An 18,512-nucleotide genomic window follows, 5' to 3' on the forward strand; every position below is an offset into this window, starting at 1 on the left:
GCTCTTGCCATCATCCTGGCGAAGCCAGAACAACGAGAAAAACAATTTACCGCCGAAATTTGGTTGCCGCTGGAACTTAACCGCGCGCGTCAGCCAATTCGCGAATGCGCGCGTTGTGCTCGACCAGATCAGCGCATTCGGCGACGAACACGCCCATCTGCCCGACCTTGAACTCCACCCATGCCAGCGGCAGCTCCGGCAGCAGTTCGACCAATGCTTTTTCCGCTTCGCCGACCTCGCAGATCAGCAGCCCCTCACGATCGAGGTGCAGCGGCGCATCGCGCAGGATCTTCAGCGCCAGGTCGAGGCCGTCGTTGCCCGCGCGCAGGCCCAGTTGCGGCTCGTAGGAATACTCCTTCGGCAGCGCATCGGTCTCGGCGTTGGTGACGTAGGGCGGGTTGGTGACGATCAGCTGGTAATGCTCGCCTTGGAGCCCGGAAAACAAGTCCGACTTGAGCAGTCGTACGTTGTCGGCATGCAGGCGTACCTTGTTTTCCCTGGCCAGCGCCAGCGCATCGTCGCTGAGGTCGACGCCATCGACATGCCAATCCGGGTTGTAGTGGGCCATCGCGATGCCGATGCAGCCAGAGCCGGTGCACAGATCGAGTGCACGCAGCACTTCGCGGCCGCCTAGCCAGGGCTCGAAACCACGCTCGATCAGTTCGGCGATCGGGGAACGTGGCACCAGCGCACGCGCATCGCTCTTGAAGCTGAGGCCGGCAAACCACGCTTCACCAGCCAGGTAGGCCGCTGGAATCCGCTCGTTGATGCGCCGTGCGAACAACGCCAGCACATCGGATTTCTCCTCCGCCGTGACCCGCGCCTGGCCATAGACCGGGCTCAGGTCGTGCGGCATGTGCAGCGCGTGCAGGGTCAGCTGGGTCGCCTCGTCGAGGGCGTTGTCGTAACTGTGGCCGAAGGTGAGCCCGGCAGCGTTGAAGCGGCTGGCACCGTAGCGGATCAGGTCGATGATCGTCGTGAGCTCGGCGGTCATGGCGGCAGGTTCTTGAAAGGACAGGGATTATAGCGGTGCGGCCCAGCTAGAATGGCCGCGCCTCGCGGCTCTTCTCAATATTCCGGATCCGGCATGTTCAATCGCACCACCGCTTATATCCTCATTGCCGCGCTCGCCGCTGCCCTTGGCCTGTGGGCCGCGCAGCGTCATTTCGGCGCCGCTCCGAAGACGGCATGGCCGACGATGCAGGCGGTGAGGCTGTTCCCGGAGCCGCGCGAACTTCCGGCGTACTCGCTGCAGCAATCCGACCGCACCCAGCTGGTGCCGGGCGAACTCAAGGGTCATTGGACCGTGATCTTCTTGGGCTTCACCCACTGCCCCGACGTGTGCCCGACCACGCTGACCGAGTTGGCGCAGGCACAGAAGCAATGGGCCGCCCTGCCCGACTCGACCCGGCCGCGCGTGCTGTTCGTCTCGGTCGACCCCGAGCGCGATACGCTCGACGATATCGGCGAATACGCCCACGCCTTCCACCGCGACACCCTCGCCGCGACCGCCGACATCCCGTCGCTGGAAACCTTCGCCAAATCGCTGAGCCTGGTGTTCATGAAGGCGCCGCCAGCGCAAGGCCAGCCGGCCGACCTGTACGGCGTCGATCACTCTGCCGCATTGGCCGTGCTCGATCCGCAGGGGCGCATGGCTGGCGTGATCCAGCCGCCGCTGGTGCCGAAGGCGATTGCGGCTGACTTGCTGGCTTTGACCACGGCGTCGACGCGATGAGTCCGCTAACCGCGCTGACCTACGTCCTGCCGCACCGGTTGCTGTCGTCTCTCGCGCGCAAGCTGGCGTATTCGACCCATCCGAAAACCAAGCAATGGCTGATCGACACCGTCGTGCGTAACTTCGGCGTCGATCTGTCCGAAGCCGCCGAGCCCGATCCCTCTGCGTACCCGACTTTCAATGCGTTCTTCACCCGCGCACTGAAGCCCGGCGCGCGCACCCCCGACCCTGATCCACGCGCACTGCTGATGCCCGCCGATGGCCGCGTCAGCGAATGCGGCCACATCGGCCATGCCGACGAAGGCGTGCTGCATGAGGACGCCGGACACGTCTTCCAGGCCAAAGGCCACGGCTTCACCACGGCCGAGTTGCTGGCGGACGAAGCAGCGGCAGAGGCCTTCGACGGCGGCGTCTACGCCACCGTCTACCTTTCGCCAAAGGACTACCACCGCGTGCATATGCCGTGGACTGGCACCCTGCGCGAGACGGTGCATGTGCCCGGCCGCCTTTTCAGCGTTGGCCCCGACGCCGTCGGCGCGGTGTCGAAGCTGTTCGCGCGCAACGAACGACTCGTCTGTCACTTCGACACCGACTTCGGTCCGATGGCGGTGGTGATGGTCGGCGCGTTGCTGGTTTCCGGCGTGGAAACCGTGTGGAGTGGCGTCGAGATCCCGCCCTATGGTGGCCCGGTGACAGTGAAGGACTACCGCGGCGAAAACATCCGTCTCGAACGCTTCGCCGAGATGGCACGGTTCAACTATGGCTCGACGGTGATCGTGTTGTTGCCGAAAGGTGTCGCGGAGTTGGCGTCGCATCTGTCGGCCGAGTCACCGGTTCGCCTCGGCCAACAACTCGCACGTCTGTCGTAGCTCGCTCGGCCGGATTCGCCAGTCGCCTAGTTGCGACACCCCTCCAGGTTCAACGTCTGCCCCGGCCGGATCGCAAACCGCGGCCCCTTGATGCCGTTGACCTTCGCCAGTTCCTTGGTATCGCATTCGAACTTGCGCGCGATCGACGTCAGCGTCTCGCCGCCTTGCACCCGGTATTCGCTCGGTTTTGCTGGCGCAGCCGACACGTCGGTGGCGACGGCGACGGGCGCGCTACCCGCACCGGGAACGAACGTCGAAACCGGCGGCTGCACCGGCACGCTGTAGACGATCGCCGAGTTCGGATCGCTCATCACCAGCGTGCGCGCCAATTCCGCGCGCGGACCCTGGGTGCAATAGCGGTTGTACAGGCCGACGATCTTGGTCGTGGCGTTGATCGTACTGCCTGCGGGCAGCCAGCTTTCGGCTTCGTAACGCGGGTTCAGGTTGCGCAGCGCGCGCATGAATCCTTCGCGTGTGCCGCCGTTGCCGAGGCAAATCGTCAGCTGGTAGATCGACGACGCCTGCACCAGGCGCAACGGCGCGGGCTTGGCGTCGACCTTTGGGAAATCGAGGCCATATTGCTTCGGGTGCAGGAACAGCCACGCCGCGGCGATCACCATCGGCACGTAATCCTTCGTTTCCGGCGGGAACTGGTTGTACACATCGGATTCCCAGAAGCCGCGGCCGCCACCAGCGGTGTAGACACGCAACGCACGACCTTCGCCGCCGTTGTAGGCGGCCAGCGCCAGCTCAATGCTGCGGTTGAGTTCCGCCATACGTTCATTGAGATAGGCAGCGCTCGCTTCAGCCGCGCTGCGCGGGTCGTAGCGGGTGTCGAAACCGGTGCCATCGGGACCGAGGCCGAAACGGCGGCCGGTGGCATACATGAACTGCATGGGTCCGGCGGCGCCGGCACGCGACGTCGAATGTGCCTTGCCGTTGGATTCCTTGGCCATGATCCCGAACAGCAAGGCTTCCGGCAGCCCGGCGCGCTCGTACTGCGGCCACATCAGGTGGCGCATGTACTGGTAATTCTCGTAGCTGGTGATCAGTGCGCCGCGCATGTCGGTGAGCCAGCGGCGGATACCGGCCTGCACTGCCGGGTTGTACTGGACCATCTTGTCGAAGCGGTGATCGTCAGCGAGCAGCTGCGCCGCGCGGGCCGCTTCGGGGACGTTGGCCGTCAGCGGCGAAGCATGGTCGTCGCCTTCGGGTGCATCTTCGACGACTTCGGCCTCGGCATCGGCATTGAGCTTCAGCAGCCGCTTGTACGCCGCGAGCATCGTCGAGAGCTGGCAGCCCTTCTGCGCGCTGCAGGCCGCAACCACGTCTTCCATGTCTTCCAGCGCGGCGTTGCTTTCGGCTGCGCCGCTGGGGTCGGCGTTGCCGATCTTCACCATCGCTTCGCGATAGCGCGTCTCGGCGGCGGCCATGCGCTGGTTGAGGGCTTCGATGTTGGCCTGGTCACGGCGCGACAGCGCAGCGGCGTCGAAGGCAGCGAGGGACAGGCCCGCCAGGGCCAGCAACGCCAAGTGGCGCGGAACGAATGCAAGGGGAGGCATGGACTGCAAGGATCGCGAAGGTCCGGGCAGAGTAGCCCCGGGTTGCGAAAAACGGCAAGCCGTCACGTCCTTGCGCATCGTGCCCTCCCTTCCGCGGGGACGATCGATCCAAAGTGAAATTACGTCATTCCCGCATAGAATCGGCCTTCCACTCGGAAGGATCACGCATGGACCCCATCCTCGTCGGCAAGGCCATCACCACGCCGCAGAGCGGTAATGTCTACCTGCAGCCGAAATACGGCAATCGCCATGGTCTGGTCGCCGGCGCCACCGGCACCGGCAAGACGGTGACGCTGATGACACTGGCCGAAGGCTTCTCGCGGATCGGCGTACCGGTGTTCCTCGCCGATGTGAAGGGCGACGTGGCCGGGCTCGCGGTTGCAGGCACGCCGAACGAGAAAATCCAGCAACGGATCACCGAACTTGGGATCACCGACTACAAGTCCGAAGCCAGCCCGGTGCTGTTCTGGGACCTGTACGGCAAGCTCGGCCATCCGGTGCGCACCACCGTCAGCGAGATGGGCCCGCATCTGCTCGCGCGCATCCTCGAATTGAACGACACGCAGAGTGGCGTGCTCGACATCGTGTTCAAACTTGCCGACGACCGCGGCCTGCTATTGCTCGACCTCGAAGACCTGCGCGCCCTGCTCGGCCTGGTGTCCGATGAACGCAAGGACATTTCGACTTCTTACGGCCTGGTCAGCACGCAGTCGGTCGGCGCGATCCAGCGCGCGCTGCTGAGGCTGGAACAGGAAGGCGCGGAGATGTTCTTCGGCGAACCGGCGCTGGAACTGGCCGACCTGATGCGCACGACGCAGGACGGTCGCGGCGTGATCGGCATCCTTGCCGCCGACCAGCTGATTCTGAAGCCGCGCCTGTATTCCAGTTTCCTGCTGTGGTTGTTGTCGGAACTATTCGAGAATCTGCCGGAAGTCGGCGACCTCGACAAGCCGAAGCTGGTGTTCGTGTTCGACGAAGCGCACCTGCTGTTCGACGATGCGCCGCCGGCACTGCAGCAGCGCATCGAACAGGTGGTGCGCATCATTCGTTCCAAGGGAGTGGGCGTGTATTTCTGCTCCCAGTTTCCGGATGACGTGCCGGACGACATCCTCGGCCAGCTTGGCAACCGCGTGCAGCACGCACTGCGCGCCTTCACGCCGCGCGACCAGAAAGCGGTGCGGACCGCGGCGGAAACTTTCGTCGCCAACCCCAACCTCGACGTAGCGAAGGCGATCTCGCAACTCGGCGTCGGCGAAGCGCTGGTTTCGACGCTGCAGGAGAAAGGCATCCCAATGCCGGTCGAACGCACGCTGATAGCACCACCGCGCTGCCGCATGGGCGCGATCACCGACGCCGAACGCGCACAGGTGCGCGCCGGCAGCGCTGTCGGCGGCAAGTACGACAAGGCGATCGATCGGGATTCCGCTGCCGAGATGCTCGCGAAGAAAGCGGAAGTCGCGACCGAGCATGCCAAGGCCCCACCTGCCAAAAATACTCCTTTGAAGCCTCGCGAACAGGACGACGCCGAGCAAGGCGGCTTTGGCCAGTCGGTGAAGGATGCCGTCTTCGGAACAAAACGCCGCCAGGGCATGGTCGAGACCATGGCCAAGCAGACCGCGCGCACCGTTGGCAGCCAGATCGGTCGGCAGATCCTGCGCGGCGTCCTGGGCAGCATTTTTGGTGGTCGTCGTTAATGTTTTCCAGTCATTCCCTTCGAACCGTGGAGTTGTTGCGCATGAACCAGAAGTTGCTCGCCATCGCTTGCATCAGCCTGTTCGCCGTCGTCGCGTGCAAGAAGCCGGAACCCGTCGAAACTGCGTCCGCGCCGGAGCCCGCCGTTCCCGCTGAACAGGCGCCCGCGCCGGTCGCCCTCGAATCCGAACCTGCCCGCAGCGCCGCCGACGTGCCATTCGACGTCAAGGGTTTTGCCGGTCAGTTCGTCGGCATGCTCCCTTGCGCCGACTGCCCGGGCATCGACACCCGCGTCACGCTCAACGCCGACGGCACGTTCACGTTGCTTGAGACCTACCAGGACCGCAAAGTGAAAACCACGCCGGTCGACGGCACCTGGTCCGTGGAAGCCGACGACAAGCACATCCGTCTCGACCCGAACAGCAAGGCCGAGGACGATCGCCTGTACGAGATCCTGTCGAACGATGAAATCCGCCTGCTCGACCAGGAGGGCAAGCACATCGAAAGCGACCTCCCGTACAACCTCAAGCGCGGTACATGAAGCCGTTGCCGTCACTCGCAGCATGAGTCGTTGGCGCCCGCCCGCCGAGAAAAGCACGGCACTGATCACCCGTGAAGGCCACGCACGGCTAAAGGCCGAGCTGGACGAGTTGTGGCGGGTCAGGCGCCCGGAAGTAGTGAAAGCCCTCGCCGCTGCGGCGGCCGAGGGTGATCGCTCCGAGAACGCCGAGTACACCTACCGCAAGAAGCAACTCGGCGAGATCGACCGCCGCGTGCGTTATCTGTCGAAACGGCTGGAGGTCCTGCGCGTGGTCGACACGCCGCCGTCGGATCGCGAAGCAGTGTTCTTCGGCGCTTCGGTCGAAGTGGAAAACATCGCCAGTGGCGAACTCAGCCGCTACCGCATCGTCGGCCCCGACGAAACCGATGCCAAGCTCGGCCACATCAGCATCGACTCGCCACTGGCAAGGGCGATGCTGAAGAAACGCATTGACGACGAATTCGAAGCGACGCTGCCGGGTGGCAGCGTACGCTTCGTGATCGCTGATCTGACTTACGACGTCAGCTGATCTATTGCCTTCATTCGTCGACCGTCATTCCACGTCGATGGTCGAGGTTGCCTTGATCCAGACGTACTTCGGGCCATCCGGGGTCGCTTGCACCCGCGACACGCTTCGATTCGTGGAGACCAGCCTTTGCCCCATCATCGTTACCCGCTCGGTGCTCGACTGCTGGACCTCTGCAGTTTTGCCGTCGGCAGCGATCGTGATGGTCGGTGCGCCTGGAATCAGTTCGTAGCCACTGGCTTGTTCGAAGCCCTCACGGGTTTGCTGCAGGTACTCATCCCGGCTCAGGTGCATCGTCTGCACCTCACCACCGGCGGATATCGTCAACTCGATGCGGACGTCAGCCGCCAGGAGTTCACCTACTGCATCGACATCCTGAGCCAGCGCCGCCGCATGGGCACGCTTGACCAGGGCCTCGACTTCCCCACGCGTCAGCACCGCGGCGGCGCTCGAGGCTGCTTCGCCACGAGTACATGCCACAACCGCTACCAACATCATCGTCGCACCAACAACCCGCAGTAACGCTGCGCCCATCGTCCATTCCCCCTGATCAAGTCCGAGGCTGGATGGTACGCAAAATCTGTGTCCTAGAGCCGCGCCGGCTGCCGGCTGCACGCGCTGCGTCCCGGTTCACTGCCCGGATGGTTTGCTCTCAGTGTCGGCTTTTGCCTTGTCCTCGGCCTTGTCCATGGCCGCGTCCTTGAGGTCCCTGAACTCGACCACCAGCAGCTTGAGCTCGGCATCACCGGTGTTCGTGCCGTGATGGGTCTCGGCCGGGATCCAGAGCACCTGTCCAGGCACCAACTCCACATCCGTCGGTTCGGCGTTCGCCTTGAAGATGCGGATCTTCCCGGAGGTGACCGCGTACACGAGGTGCTGCGGGTGGGAATGCGAGGGGATCGTGGCACCGGGCTTGAAGCTGACCTCGCACAGGCGCGCGTGTTCGTTCTCGAAGGTGCATTTGTAGAAATCCGGCGCGACCACGGCAGGGTCCTGCGCCTGCGCCACCAACGCGAGCAAAAGAACCGTCAACGGCAGAATCGACTTCATGTTCATGTCAGGCTTCCCGAAAATGCAGCGAGTGGCTGCACTTTCCGCAACGGCCCCGACCCCCACCATCGGCCACTCCCTGCCTGGCATCCCCCAAACGGGGGATGCCTGATGGCGGATTTGTTCTGGTCATCTATTGCTCCAGATCCGGCGTGCCGTGCTGCTGATCGCCGTTGGACCTCTGGCTGCGTGCACGCTCGGCCAACGCCTCGTAACGCTCGCGGAAAGCCTCGAGCTCCGCTTCCTCGAGCTCCTCGAGGTCGAGCAAGCGATTGTTGGCGCCCTGCGTGGACCGGATCAGCTCGTCGAGCTTGATCTGCATCGCTTCGGTGTCGCGGTTCTGCGTGCACTGGATCAGGAACACCATCAGGAACGTGACGATGGTGGTGCCCGTATTGATCACCAGCTGCCATGTATCGCTGAAGGCGAACAACGGACCGGTCAGGGCCCAGACCAACACGACACCGGCCGCCAGCGAGAAACAGACCGGGCGCCCGGTGAAACGCGAGGCCGCTTTGGCCAACCGCGTGAAATGGCTCACTGATCGCATGGCCGCACCACCTCTGTGAGGAAGACGGGCCGGAGTATGCACACGTGCCGGTAAAGGCGACGCGCTAGGGCGTTAACACGCCCTGGTCAGCCGTTGAACGCGACCTCGCCGTAGAGGTCGTGTTCGTCGCTGCCAAGGATTTCGACGTCGACGAACTCGCCCGGCTTCAGCCCGGCCTCGAAGCCGTTCTGGATCTGCACCAGTCCGTCGATCTCCGGCGCATCGGCCATGGAACGCGCGATTGCCAGGTCCCCATCGATCGCATCGACGAGGCAGCGCTGCACCGTGCCGACCTTGGCTTCGAGCTTGGCGGTGGAAATCTCGGCCTGCCGTTCCATGAAACGCGCCAGACGCTCCTGCTTCACAGCTTCCGGCAGCGGATCGGGCAGGTCGTTGGCCTTGGCGCCATCGACCGGCGAATAGGCGAATGCGCCAACGCGGTCGAGTTGCGCTTCGTCGAGGAAATCGAGCAGTTCTTCGAATTCGGCTTCTGTCTCGCCAGGGAAGCCGACGATGAAAGTCGAACGGATCGTGATCTCCGGTGTAATCGCGCGCCAACGCAGGATGCGCTCCAGCGTCTTGTCGACCGCACCGGGACGCTTCATCAGCTTGAGCACGCGCGGGCTGGCATGCTGGAACGGGATGTCGAGGTACGGCAGCAGCTTGGGCATGCCGTTATGGGTCTGCGCCATCAACGGGATGATGTCGTCGACGTGCGGATACGGATAGACGTAATGCAGACGGGTCCAGATGCCGAGGTCGCTGAGGCCTTCGCACAGCGCCTTCATGCGGGTCTGGTACGGCTTGCCGCGCCATTCGCGCTCGGCATATTTCACGTCGACGCCGTAGGCCGAAGTGTCCTGCGAAATCACCAGCAATTCCTTGACGCCGCCCATCGCGAGCTTCTCGGCTTCGCGCAACACGTCGTCGACCGGGCGCGAGACAAGGTCGCCACGCATCGACGGGATGATGCAGAAGCTGCAGCGGTGGTTGCAGCCTTCGGAAATCTTCAGGTACGCGTAGTGCTTCGGCGTGAGCTTAATGCCGGTGTCAGGCACGAGATTGATGAATGGATCGTGCTTCGGCGGCAGCGCCGCATGCACCGCGTTCATCACGCTACCGTAATCCTGCGGGCCGCTGATCGACAGCACGCCGGGATGCGCAGCGCGGATCTGTTCGGGCTTCTTGCCGAGGCAACCGGTGACGATGACCTTGCCGTTCTCCGCCAGCGCCTCGCCGATCGCGTCCAGCGACTCGGTCACCGCCGAGTCGATGAAGCCGCAGGTGTTGACCACCACCACGTCGGCCGCGTCGTAACTCTGGACGATGTCGTAACCCTCGACCTTGAGCTGGGTGAGGATGCGTTCGGAATCGACCAGCGCCTTCGGGCACCCGAGGCTGACGAATCCGATTTTTGGGTTTTGCAAGGACATGGCGGGAAATCGTGCAGGGAATCGGGCAGGCAAGAGCGGAATTATAGCCCCCCGCTCCGGATCGGCTGGCCGGCCGCCTCCGGGAGTACGATCACGTCATGAGCCTCTGGATCGATCTCGACACATTGCATGGCCCAGTGCGCGCCTGGCGCGCGGATCCGAGCGGGCCTTCACGCGGTGCCGTACTGCTCATCCAGGAAATCTTCGGCGTCAACGCCCATATCCGCAGCGTGGCCGAACGTTTTACCGCGGCGGGGTTCGTTGCCCTCGCGCCGGCGATGTTCGACCTGGTTGAACGCGACGTGGAACTGGCCTACGACAAGCCCGATTTCGAGCGCGGCCGCGCCTTGGTGACTGCACTGGGCTTCGATCGCGCGATGGATGTGCTGGCGGCGGCGATGAACCTGCTGCACACCGAAGGCCTGCGCGTCGGTGCGGTCGGTTTCTGCTGGGGTGGCAGCCTCTCCTTCCTCTGCAATACGCGGCTGGGCTTGCCTGCGGTCGGCTATTACGGCGCACGCAGCGTGCCGTTCCTCGATGAACCGGCACGGGCGCCGCTGATGTTCCATTTCGGCGAACGCGATGCCAGCATCCCGCCCACTGATGTCGAATTGCATCGGCAGAAGCAGCCACGGGCGCAAGTTTTCGTCTATCCAAATGCGGGGCATGCGTTCAACCGCGACGTCGACATCCATGCCTTCGAACCCGCCAGCGCCGCGCTGGCCTGGCAGCGCACCCTCGATTTCCTCGCGGAGAACTTGCGATGAATCGCCAAACCAACAACGGCTGGCACCTGCATCCGCAACTGGCCGAAGACACCCACCCGGTCGCGCACTTCGCGCTCAGCGAGCTGCAATTGATGGACGACGCCAATCACCCATGGCTGATTCTGGTGCCCCGGGTTGAACATGCAGCCGAACTGATCGACCTGAGCGACGCGCAGCAAGCTGAACTGACCCGCGAGATCGCCCGGACGAGCCGAGCACTGCAGGCGGTGTTCAAGCCCCACAAGCTCAATGTCGCCGCGCTCGGCAACCTGGTGCCGCAGCTGCATGTGCACGTGATTGCGCGCTATGAAGACGATATCGCCTGGCCGCGGCCCGTGTGGGGCATGGCGGCGGCACAGCCGTATGCAATGGAGGAGCTGGTGCGGCGGATCCAGGCGCTGCGCGACGCGTTAAGCTCGTAGCGCGTTAGTTAGAGCTTGGTCAGCGACGCGGATGGGCGCGCTGCTAGCATCGGACGACCGATCACTGGAACGAGGTTACCGATGCGCCACTTGTTGCTCGCCGTCCTGCTCGCCTGCGCCCTGCCTGCGCAGGCCGGCCTGTTCGACAAGAAGCCCGAGGATTCCGCCGCCGAAGCGGCGCGCGCCAACATGGCGGCCGTGACCATCTGGGTCGATGCCAGTTGGGGTTTCCGCAACCAGGGTGCAGCTAATTCGCTCAGCCGCGCGCACCAGGCATTCGCCGGGCATGGCTACAAGGTGCAGAGCGTTCAGCCCTATATCGAAAACGGCGATCTGCAGGGCTTCTTCGTGACCTACCAGAAGCCCTGATCCTTGCCTGACCATTGTAGGAGCGGCTTACAGCCGCGAGCTTGTTGTGCGCATGCGATCGTGAGCGCAAAAGCTCGCGGCTGTAAGCCGCTCCTACGAAAGAAGACTGTCAGGTGCGCGGCAGGGTCACACCGGTCTGCCCCTGGTACTTGCCACCGCGATCCTTGTACGAGGTCTCGCAAACCTCGTCGGACTGGAAGAACAGCATCTGCGCCACGCCTTCGTTCGCGTAGATGCGCGCCGGCAGCGGCGTGGTGTTGGAAAACTCAAGCGTCACGTGACCTTCCCACTCCGGTTCCAGCGGCGTCACGTTGACGATGATGCCGCAGCGCGCGTAGGTGCTCTTGCCCAGGCACACCACCAGCGTGTCGCGTGGAATGCGGAAGTATTCGACCGTACGCGCCAGCGCGAACGAATTCGGCGGGATGATGCAGACATCGCCCACCACGTCGACGAAACTACCGCTGTCGAAATGCTTCGGGTCGACGATCGTCGAGTTGATGTTGGTGAACACCTTGAACTCGCGCGAGCAGCGCACGTCGTAGCCGTAGCTGGACGTGCCGTAGCTGACGATGCGATGGCCGTCGGCGGCGTGCTTGACCTGGCCGGGTTCGAACGGCTCGATCATCTTGTGCGATTCGGCCATGCGACGGATCCAGCGGTCGGACTTGATGCTCATGCGGTCTGGTTCTTCCGGTAAAAATTGAATTGTAGGGCGGGTCTTGACTCGCCGCGCGTCCAGGCTGCGATCCGATGGCGGGTCAAGACCCGCCCTACAGCAGCTGTGCGCCGATGTTGACCGGTGCCCGCGGCCGTAGCGCAAGCTGTGCGGCGACCCGGCGCGCGACGTTGCGATAGGCCTGCGCCACCGCGGAATCCGGCGCCGCGGCGACGATCGGCGTGCCGGCATCGCCCTGCTCGCGGATGCCGATTTCCAGCGGTAACGAGCCCAGCAGTGGTACGCCGTACTGTGCGGCGGTGCGTTCGCCGCCGCCGTGACCGAAGATGTGTTCGGCATGGCCGCACTGGGAGCACACGTGCACCGCCATGTTCTCGATCAGGCCCAATACCGGCACCGCGACCTTCTCGAACATCTTCAGTCCCTTGCGCGCGTCCAGTGTCGCCACGTCCTGCGGCGTGGTGACGATCACTGCGCCCGCGACCGGGATCTTCTGCGCCAGCGTCAGTTGGATGTCGCCTGTACCAGGTGGCAGGTCGACGATCAGGTAGTCGAGCTCGCCCCACAGGGTTTCGTTGAGCAACTGGGTCAGCGCCGAAGTGGCCATTGGTCCGCGCCAGATCATCGGTGTGTCCTGCTCGACCAGCAGTCCGATCGACATCGCCTCGATGCCGTGCGCGCGCATGGGCTCGATCGACTTACCGTCGGGGCTGTCGGGCCGGCCGGACAGTCCCAGCATCATCGGCACGCTGGGGCCATAGACATCGGCATCGAGCACGCCGACCTTCGCGCCTTCCGCCGCAAGGGCCAAGGCCAGGTTGACCGCGGTCGTGGACTTGCCGACGCCGCCCTTGCCCGAGCCGATCGCGATGATGTTGCGCACCCGCGGCAGCGGTGTCAGCGTGCCCTGTGGCGCGTGCGCATCGATGCGGTGGTTCAACTCGAAGCTCGCCAGGGCGAGCCCCGCACTCGCAAGGCTTTCGCTCACGGCAGCGCGCAGGCCGTCATGCCAGCCAGCCGCCGGATATCCCAGCGTGACCGCGACTGCCACCTTGCCTTCGCTCTCGACCGCGCGGATGCGGGCACCACCCGCCGCAAGCGTCAAGCCGGTGGCAGGATCGATGATCGCGGCGAGGCGTTGCTCTAGTGGCTGCATGAGGCCTGGATCGCTTGGGGAAGCAGGGAATTGTAGCGGCTTGCGTGCTGATCGCCTGGGCTTGAACTTCTGCAAGCCCGGGATGTCGCATCAATCACAATCTCTCTCCCTCGACGATGCGGTATAAAAACCCCCACCCCCACCACGGAGAACTCCATGCGCATCCACGCATTCGCGACGTTACTGGCGTTGCCGCTGTTCGCGACCGCTTTCGCCGCTTCGGCCCAGGATTCTCCGGTCGGCCGCTGGAAGACGTTCGACGAGGAAACTGGCCAGGCCCGCTCCATCGTCGAAGTGTACGAAGCGAAAAACGGCACAATCGCCGGCAAGGTCGTCGAAACCCTGTACGCGCCGGACCCGGTCTGCGACAAGTGCAGCGGCGCCAACAAGAACAAGCCGATCGAGGGCATGGTCATCCTGTGGGGCCTGAAGCGTGACGGCGACGGCTGGAGCGGCGGCACCGTGCTGAAGCCATCGGCGGGCAAGACCTACAAATCGAAGGCGCGTTTGCTCGAAGACGGCAGGAAGTTCGAGGTATCGGGTTGCCTGGCCTTCATCTGCAAGCAGCAGCTCTGGACACGCATGCAGTAAGACAAGCAAGCAGTCGGCGCCGCACGGCCCGGCCTTTCGCCGGGTCGTCGCGTTTTTGCGGCATGCGATAATCGCGGGCCATCCACACCGCTCCCGCCATGACCCGCAACGTCGCCGTCTCCTGCGCCCTGCCCTACGCCAATGGTCCTCTGCACCTGGGCCACCTGGTTGGCTACATCCAGGGCGACATCTGGGTACGCGCGCGGCGCATGGCCGGCGACCAGGTACGTTTCGTCTGTGCCGACGACACCCACGGCACGCCGATCATGCTCGCCGCGGAGAAGGCCGGGATCACGCCGGAAGCCTTCATCGCGGCCACGCAGGCGGGCCATGAGCGCGACTTCGCCGAGTTCCTGGTCGCCTTCGACCATTACGACTCCACGAATTCACCCGGCAATCGCGTCCTGACCGAAGCGATCTACACCAGGCTCGTCACCACCGGCCACATCACCAAGCGCGCGGTCGAACAGTTCTACGACCCGGCCAAGGGCATGTTCCTGCCCGATCGCTACATCAAGGGCATCTGCCCGAACTGCGGCACACCCGACCAGTACGGCGACAACTGCGAGAACTGTGGCGCGACGTACGCGCCGACCGAGCTGAAGGAGCCGCGATCGGTGATCAGTGGCGCCACACCGGAATTGCGTGAGTCCGAACACTTCTTCTTCGAAGTCGGGCAGTTCAGCGATTTCCTGCGGCAATGGCTGGCTGGCGATGTTGCGATCCCCGGCGTCAAGGCCAAGTTGCAGGAATGGCTGGATGCGGAAGGCGGCCTGCGCGCGTGGGACATCTCGCGCGATGCGCCGTACTTCGGTTTCGAAATCCCCGGCCATCCCGGCAAGTACTTCTATGTCTGGCTGGACGCACCAATCGGCTACCTGTGCAGCCTGCAGGCGCTGTGCGAGCGCGACGGCGTCAACTACATGGAGTACCTGGCCCACGACAGCACGGCCGAGCTGCACCACTTCATCGGCAAAGACATCGTCAATTTCCACGGCCTGTTCTGGCCCGCGGTGCTGCACGGCGCCGGCATGCGCGCGCCAACTCGGCTGCACGTCAACGGCTATCTCATGGTCGATGGCGCCAAGATGTCCAAATCGCGCGGCACTTTCATCATGGCGCGCACCTACCTCGACACCGGACTCGATCCGGAAGCGCTGCGTTATTACTTCGCCGCGAAGTCGTTCGGTGGCGTCGACGATCTCGACCTGAGCCTCAGCGATTTCGTCGCGCGCGTGAACAGCGACCTGGTCGGCAAGTTCGTCAACCTCGCCAGCCGTTGCGCCGGGTTCATCGACAAGCGTTTCGACGGCCAATTGGCCGATGCGTTGCCGGAACCGGCGATGTATGCACGCTTCATCGACGCGTTACCCGCGATCCGCGAAGCCTATGAACGCAACGAAGCGGCAAGCGTGCTGCGCCAGGCGATGGCGCTGGCCGACGAAGCCAATCGCTATATCGACGAAACCAAACCCTGGGTGCTGGCCAAGCAGGACGGCGCCGAAGCGCAGCTGCAGGCGGTATGCACGCAGGGCTTGAACCTGTTCCGCGTGCTCGCCGCCGCGTTGAAGCCGGTGCTGCCGCGCCTCGCACAGCATGCCGAGGCTTTCCTCGCTGCACCGGTCGTTGTCTGGGGCGATCTCGACAAACCGATGCTGGCGCACCGCATCAATGCCTATGCGCCGCTCTTCACCCGCATAGACCCGAAACAGATTGACGCCATGATCGAAGCTTCCAAGGAAACCCTCGCCCCAACCCCGACGGCTGTTGTAGGAGCGGCTTCAGCCGCGAAAGCCGATCGCGATACAGCTGGGGAAAAGCTCGCGGCTGAAGCCGCTCCTACAGGGCAGCAAGCTGCTTTGATCGGCATCGACGATTTCGCCAAGCTCGACCTGCGGATCGGCAAGGTGCTGGCCTGCGAATTCGTCGATGGCTCCGACAAGCTGTTGCGCTTCGAGCTCGACGCCGGCGAACTCGGCAAGCGCCAGATCTTCTCCGGCATCCGCGGCTCGTACACGGAACCGGACAAGCTGGTCGGGCGCAACGTCGTATTCATCGCCAACCTGGCGCCACGCAAGATGCGCTTTGGCGTCAGCGAAGGAATGATTCTCTCAGCCGGCTTCGATGGCGATGCATTGCACCTGCTCGATGCCGATGCCGGCGCGCAGCCGGGCATGCCAGTGAAGTGAGCGCGCGGGCCATCGATCGCGACGCCCTGATCGAACGGCTGGACCGCATCCTGCCGCAGACCCAATGCGGCCAGTGCGGCTACGCTGGTTGCCGGCCCTATGCCGGAGCGATGGCTGCAGGCGAAGCCGATGTCGATCGCTGCCCACCTGGTGGTGATGCGGGTGCGCGTGCATTGGCAAAAGTGCTGGACGTTGCGGCGAAACCCTACGATCGCAATCGCGGCGAACACAAATCGCCGCTGGTCGCAGTGATCGTCGAAGCCGACTGCATCGGTTGCACCAAGTGCATCCAGGCCTGTCCGGTCGACGCCATCATAGGCGCGGCCAAGCACATGCACACCGTGATCGAACCGTTGTGCACGGGTTGCGAGCTGTGCATCCCCGCGTGTCCGGTCGATTGCATCGTGCTGGAAGCGCCGCTGCCGTAGAGCGGGTCTTGACCCGCCGAATGTCTGCGATGGCGGGTCAAGACCCGCCCTACCTCAGCCTTTCTTTGGCTTGCACACCGAGCACACGCGCTCGACCGTATAGCCCTTGGCGCGCAGTTTCTCGACCACGCCATCGCTGCCGAGCAGATGCAACGCGCCAACCACTACCAGCGTGTCGTCCGCTGTAGATTCCTTCAAACGCCGTTCGAGTTGGGGCAGCCAGACGTCGTTGCGCTCGACATTGATGCGTTTGTACAGCGCAGGGGACTCCTTGCGCATTTCGGCTGCCATCTCGTTCCACAGCGTGGCGGCATCGCCGCGACGCCAGGCACCGTGCAGCTTTTCGATCGCCTGCTTGCCTTCAGCCGAATCGCTCAGGGCCTCTTCCAGGAACTGTGTTTGCTCCTGTCTGCTCATGCTGTCGAAGAAGGCGATCTGCTGCGCCCCGGTTTCAAGGCCAGAGGTGGACTTTTGGGCCTTCTGGGCCGCTTCGGAAAAATGCGTTTCAAGGCCGAGCTTGCGATCCAGACCGAATTTTTCGAACTCGACGATGGTGACCGTCAACGCCACGAACCAGGGTTCGAACCGTTGCAGGATCTCCGGTGGCAGGTTCAGTTTCTGCAGCACGGCCTTGTTTTTGTCCAGCCAGGCCTGGAGTTGCTTGGCGACAGTCGGCGACAGCTCACTATCCAGCGTCGTGCCGTCGGTACGCAGCGCGGCCTGCGTCATCTGCACTGCCAGCGTGGCGGAGGACATTTCCTCCGGTGACATCTCGAAAACCAACGATTCGGCATCCGCGAAGGCAGCGTCCACATCCGGCGACAACGGATAGTCCTGCGGCATCAGGAAATGGAAGGAACCAAGCAGGTAGAGAGTGCTATCGGCATCCGAAACCTTCCACAGCAGCGGCACGGGCGGCTGTTTCGCAATTGTTGGCGTCGTGGCCTGTGCCCCGGCGATGCCAAGGCTGACGAGAGCGGACAACAGCAGTGATTGCATCGGGCGCATGTGGTTCCTTGTCAGTGCTTGGTTTTTTCGTAAGCCTTCTCGCCCGCGGTAATGGCGAGGTCGAGGCGGTTTTCCGGCGGCGGCAGCGGACAGGTGGCGAACGCGGTGAAGGCGCACGGTGGGTTGTAGCCGTGGTTGAAGTCGAGCATGACGTTGCCCTGCGCGTCCGGCATCGGCGCATACAGATAACGGCCGGCGCCATAGCTGCCGTGGCCGCTGGTGCGGTCGGCAAAGACCAGGAACAGTTCGCCCTCGCCTTCATCGAGTGCTTCAAGTCGATAGGTCTTGCCATCGCGCTGGAATTCGACAACGCCCGGGTTCTTGATTTCATCGGTCGTGCCGATGATGTTGACGACCGGGATGGTCTTGCCCGCTGGGTGCGCGACGAACCTGCCCTCGATCTGCCAATCGCGTCCGCCTGGCCAATATTCGAGTCGGGTGAAGCCGGTACGGGAGTCAGCGTCTGCATGCTTGACCCGCAGCGCGTAACGATCGCCACGCTTGATGACCGTCGCGATGCCCTTGCCTTCGTCAAAACCTATCGCGCTGGGACCGCCTTCATCCGCGTCGGATTTCAGGTTGGCACCGTCGCTCAACGGTTGTCCATCCAACGTCACGATGGCGTGGCTTTCCGGGATGAAACGCAGATCATCATCCTTGCCACGCACCAGCATGCCCAGGTGCGCCGGGCCTTTGCCGATGCGGACGCCGTTGTCCGGGTCGCTGCCGATGTAATGCGACCCCTGGTCGATCCAGTGCAGGCCGATCAGCGAAGTCCAGCCGTCGGGCTTGAGCAGGCTGGCACGGCGTTCCGCGCGCCACGTTTGCTGTGCAGACGCGAATGCGAGTTCTGCCTGCGACACTCGTGTTGCTTCGGCGCCCTCGTCGCCCTTGCATGCCGACAGCATCAGACAGCCCAACAACACGATGACTTTGTTTCGCATC

General features: G+C 63.7%; 21 protein-coding genes. 11 read left to right on the forward strand and 10 right to left on the reverse strand.

The features are described from left to right. Positions 1-76: 76 nt before the first annotated feature. Positions 77-994: a 50S ribosomal protein L3 N(5)-glutamine methyltransferase gene (gene prmB, locus MO486_RS04840; protein WP_242904976.1), complete on the reverse strand. Its 918-nt coding sequence runs from the start codon at positions 992-994 to the stop codon at positions 77-79. Between the two features lie 93 nt (positions 995-1,087). Between prmB and MO486_RS04845 the strand changes: the two genes are divergently transcribed. Together MO486_RS04845 and asd are read left to right on the forward strand one after the other, a co-directional pair. Continuing rightward, complete coding sequence (locus MO486_RS04845; protein WP_242904977.1) at positions 1,088-1,735, forward strand: SCO family protein; 648 nt, start codon at positions 1,088-1,090, stop codon at positions 1,733-1,735. Continuing rightward, positions 1,732-2,604 carry an archaetidylserine decarboxylase gene (asd, locus tag MO486_RS04850; RefSeq protein WP_242904978.1) on the forward strand — a complete coding sequence of 291 codons (873 nt, stop codon included), beginning with the start codon at positions 1,732-1,734 and terminating at the stop codon, positions 2,602-2,604. Before MO486_RS04845 ends, asd begins: the two co-directional genes overlap by 4 nt. A gap of 26 nt (positions 2,605-2,630) precedes the next feature. Here asd and MO486_RS04855 read toward each other — a convergent pair whose 3' ends face one another. After that, entirely contained in the window at positions 2,631-4,166 is a 1,536-nt protein-coding gene (locus MO486_RS04855; RefSeq protein WP_242904979.1) for a transglycosylase SLT domain-containing protein, read from the reverse strand. Between the two features lie 167 nt (positions 4,167-4,333). Between MO486_RS04855 and MO486_RS04860 the strand changes: the two genes are divergently transcribed. The 3 genes from MO486_RS04860 to greB are packed head-to-tail and all read left to right on the forward strand — an operon-like array spanning position 4,334 to position 6,928. Continuing rightward, positions 4,334-5,860, forward strand: coding sequence for a helicase HerA-like domain-containing protein (locus tag MO486_RS04860; protein WP_242904980.1), 1,527 nt, complete (start codon positions 4,334-4,336; stop codon positions 5,858-5,860). A gap of 41 nt (positions 5,861-5,901) precedes the next feature. Next, positions 5,902-6,399, forward strand: a complete 498-nt coding sequence (locus MO486_RS04865; protein ID WP_242904982.1) for a copper resistance protein NlpE — start codon at positions 5,902-5,904, stop codon at positions 6,397-6,399. 22 nt (positions 6,400-6,421) lie between these two features. Next, positions 6,422-6,928 carry a transcription elongation factor GreB gene (greB, locus tag MO486_RS04870; RefSeq protein WP_242904984.1) on the forward strand — a complete coding sequence of 169 codons (507 nt, stop codon included), beginning with the start codon at positions 6,422-6,424 and terminating at the stop codon, positions 6,926-6,928. A gap of 24 nt (positions 6,929-6,952) precedes the next feature. Here the strand turns inward: greB and MO486_RS04875 are convergent, their stop codons facing one another. From MO486_RS04875 to rimO, 4 genes are all read right to left on the reverse strand, one after another. Continuing rightward, positions 6,953-7,459, reverse strand: a complete 507-nt coding sequence (locus MO486_RS04875) for a nuclear transport factor 2 family protein (protein ID WP_242904986.1) — start codon at positions 7,457-7,459, stop codon at positions 6,953-6,955. Between the two features lie 96 nt (positions 7,460-7,555). Further along, positions 7,556-7,981, reverse strand: coding sequence for a cupin domain-containing protein (locus MO486_RS04880; protein WP_242904988.1), 426 nt, complete (start codon positions 7,979-7,981; stop codon positions 7,556-7,558). Between the two features lie 127 nt (positions 7,982-8,108). Then, positions 8,109-8,525: a low affinity iron permease family protein gene (locus tag MO486_RS04885; protein ID WP_242904990.1), complete on the reverse strand. Its 417-nt coding sequence runs from the start codon at positions 8,523-8,525 to the stop codon at positions 8,109-8,111. 86 nt (positions 8,526-8,611) lie between these two features. Beyond that, the gene (rimO, locus tag MO486_RS04890) at positions 8,612-9,958 is read right to left on the reverse strand and encodes a 30S ribosomal protein S12 methylthiotransferase RimO (protein ID WP_242904992.1); all 1,347 of its coding nucleotides are present in this window, start codon (positions 9,956-9,958) and stop codon (positions 8,612-8,614) included. 98 nt (positions 9,959-10,056) lie between these two features. Here rimO and MO486_RS04895 point away from each other — a divergent pair, with 98 nt between their 5' ends. The 3 genes from MO486_RS04895 (at position 10,057) to MO486_RS04905 (ending at position 11,516) form a co-directional block, all read left to right on the forward strand. Next, positions 10,057-10,725, forward strand: a complete 669-nt coding sequence (locus MO486_RS04895; RefSeq protein WP_242904993.1) for a dienelactone hydrolase family protein — start codon at positions 10,057-10,059, stop codon at positions 10,723-10,725. Next, positions 10,722-11,147, forward strand: a complete 426-nt coding sequence (locus tag MO486_RS04900) for an HIT family protein (RefSeq protein WP_242904995.1) — start codon at positions 10,722-10,724, stop codon at positions 11,145-11,147. Before MO486_RS04895 ends, MO486_RS04900 begins: the two co-directional genes overlap by 4 nt. Positions 11,148-11,228: 81 nt before the next feature. Next, positions 11,229-11,516, forward strand: coding sequence for a hypothetical protein (locus tag MO486_RS04905; protein WP_242904997.1), 288 nt, complete (start codon positions 11,229-11,231; stop codon positions 11,514-11,516). A 109-nt stretch (positions 11,517-11,625) separates the two neighbouring features. Here the strand turns inward: MO486_RS04905 and dcd are convergent, their stop codons facing one another. Together dcd and apbC are read right to left on the reverse strand one after the other, a co-directional pair. Further along, positions 11,626-12,195, reverse strand: a complete 570-nt coding sequence (dcd, locus tag MO486_RS04910; protein ID WP_242904999.1) for a dCTP deaminase — start codon at positions 12,193-12,195, stop codon at positions 11,626-11,628. A 94-nt stretch (positions 12,196-12,289) separates the two neighbouring features. After that, positions 12,290-13,351, reverse strand: coding sequence for an iron-sulfur cluster carrier protein ApbC (gene apbC / locus MO486_RS04915; protein ID WP_242905000.1), 1,062 nt, complete (start codon positions 13,349-13,351; stop codon positions 12,290-12,292). Positions 13,352-13,507: 156 nt separating this feature from the next. On the opposite strand from apbC, the gene MO486_RS04920 reads away from it, so the two are divergent. The 3 genes from MO486_RS04920 (at position 13,508) to rnfB (ending at position 16,559) form a co-directional block, all read left to right on the forward strand. Beyond that, entirely contained in the window at positions 13,508-13,942 is a 435-nt protein-coding gene (locus MO486_RS04920) for a DUF2147 domain-containing protein (RefSeq protein WP_242905001.1), read from the forward strand. Positions 13,943-14,040: 98 nt separating this feature from the next. After that, complete coding sequence (gene metG / locus MO486_RS04925; protein ID WP_242905002.1) at positions 14,041-16,131, forward strand: methionine--tRNA ligase; 2,091 nt, start codon at positions 14,041-14,043, stop codon at positions 16,129-16,131. Next, a complete protein-coding gene (rnfB, locus tag MO486_RS04930; protein WP_242905003.1) occupies positions 16,128-16,559 on the forward strand; it encodes an Rnf electron transport complex subunit RnfB in 432 nt (143 codons plus the stop codon). The genes metG and rnfB overlap by 4 nt, the downstream gene beginning before the upstream one ends. 54 nt (positions 16,560-16,613) lie before the next feature. Here the strand turns inward: rnfB and MO486_RS04935 are convergent, their stop codons facing one another. Further along, complete coding sequence (locus MO486_RS04935; RefSeq protein WP_242905004.1) at positions 16,614-17,567, reverse strand: TraB/GumN family protein; 954 nt, start codon at positions 17,565-17,567, stop codon at positions 16,614-16,616. Between the two features lie 11 nt (positions 17,568-17,578). After that, a complete protein-coding gene (locus MO486_RS04940; protein WP_242905005.1) occupies positions 17,579-18,511 on the reverse strand; it encodes a DUF1684 domain-containing protein in 933 nt (310 codons plus the stop codon). Between the last annotated feature and the right edge of the window lies 1 nt (position 18,512).

Source organism: Lysobacter sp. CFH 32150 (assembly GCF_022758295.1).
GTDB lineage: Bacteria > Pseudomonadota > Gammaproteobacteria > Xanthomonadales > Xanthomonadaceae > CFH-32150.

Bases quoted from the DNA above. Each gene is read 5' to 3' on its own strand.
- prmB (WP_242904976.1), bottom strand. From the start codon at position 994: ATGACCGCCGAGCTCACGACGATCATCGACCTGATCCGCTACGGTGCC.
- MO486_RS04895 (WP_242904993.1), top strand. From the start codon at position 10,057: ATGAGCCTCTGGATCGATCTCGACACATTGCATGGCCCAGTGCGCGCC.
- MO486_RS04880 (WP_242904988.1), bottom strand. From the start codon at position 7,981: ATGAACATGAAGTCGATTCTGCCGTTGACGGTTCTTTTGCTCGCGTTG.
- MO486_RS04900 (WP_242904995.1), top strand. From the start codon at position 10,722: ATGAATCGCCAAACCAACAACGGCTGGCACCTGCATCCGCAACTGGCC.
- MO486_RS04885 (WP_242904990.1), bottom strand. From the start codon at position 8,525: ATGCGATCAGTGAGCCATTTCACGCGGTTGGCCAAAGCGGCCTCGCGT.
- MO486_RS04845 (WP_242904977.1), top strand. From the start codon at position 1,088: ATGTTCAATCGCACCACCGCTTATATCCTCATTGCCGCGCTCGCCGCT.
- MO486_RS04905 (WP_242904997.1), top strand. From the start codon at position 11,229: ATGCGCCACTTGTTGCTCGCCGTCCTGCTCGCCTGCGCCCTGCCTGCG.
- MO486_RS04860 (WP_242904980.1), top strand. From the start codon at position 4,334: ATGGACCCCATCCTCGTCGGCAAGGCCATCACCACGCCGCAGAGCGGT.
- metG (WP_242905002.1), top strand. From the start codon at position 14,041: ATGACCCGCAACGTCGCCGTCTCCTGCGCCCTGCCCTACGCCAATGGT.
- dcd (WP_242904999.1), bottom strand. From the start codon at position 12,195: ATGAGCATCAAGTCCGACCGCTGGATCCGTCGCATGGCCGAATCGCAC.
- MO486_RS04940 (WP_242905005.1), bottom strand. From the start codon at position 18,511: ATGCGAAACAAAGTCATCGTGTTGTTGGGCTGTCTGATGCTGTCGGCA.
- rimO (WP_242904992.1), bottom strand. From the start codon at position 9,958: ATGTCCTTGCAAAACCCAAAAATCGGATTCGTCAGCCTCGGGTGCCCG.
- apbC (WP_242905000.1), bottom strand. From the start codon at position 13,351: ATGCAGCCACTAGAGCAACGCCTCGCCGCGATCATCGATCCTGCCACC.
- MO486_RS04875 (WP_242904986.1), bottom strand. From the start codon at position 7,459: ATGGGCGCAGCGTTACTGCGGGTTGTTGGTGCGACGATGATGTTGGTA.
- MO486_RS04865 (WP_242904982.1), top strand. From the start codon at position 5,902: ATGAACCAGAAGTTGCTCGCCATCGCTTGCATCAGCCTGTTCGCCGTC.
- asd (WP_242904978.1), top strand. From the start codon at position 1,732: ATGAGTCCGCTAACCGCGCTGACCTACGTCCTGCCGCACCGGTTGCTG.
- MO486_RS04855 (WP_242904979.1), bottom strand. From the start codon at position 4,166: ATGCCTCCCCTTGCATTCGTTCCGCGCCACTTGGCGTTGCTGGCCCTG.
- MO486_RS04935 (WP_242905004.1), bottom strand. From the start codon at position 17,567: ATGCGCCCGATGCAATCACTGCTGTTGTCCGCTCTCGTCAGCCTTGGC.
- MO486_RS04920 (WP_242905001.1), top strand. From the start codon at position 13,508: ATGCGCATCCACGCATTCGCGACGTTACTGGCGTTGCCGCTGTTCGCG.
- greB (WP_242904984.1), top strand. From the start codon at position 6,422: ATGAGTCGTTGGCGCCCGCCCGCCGAGAAAAGCACGGCACTGATCACC.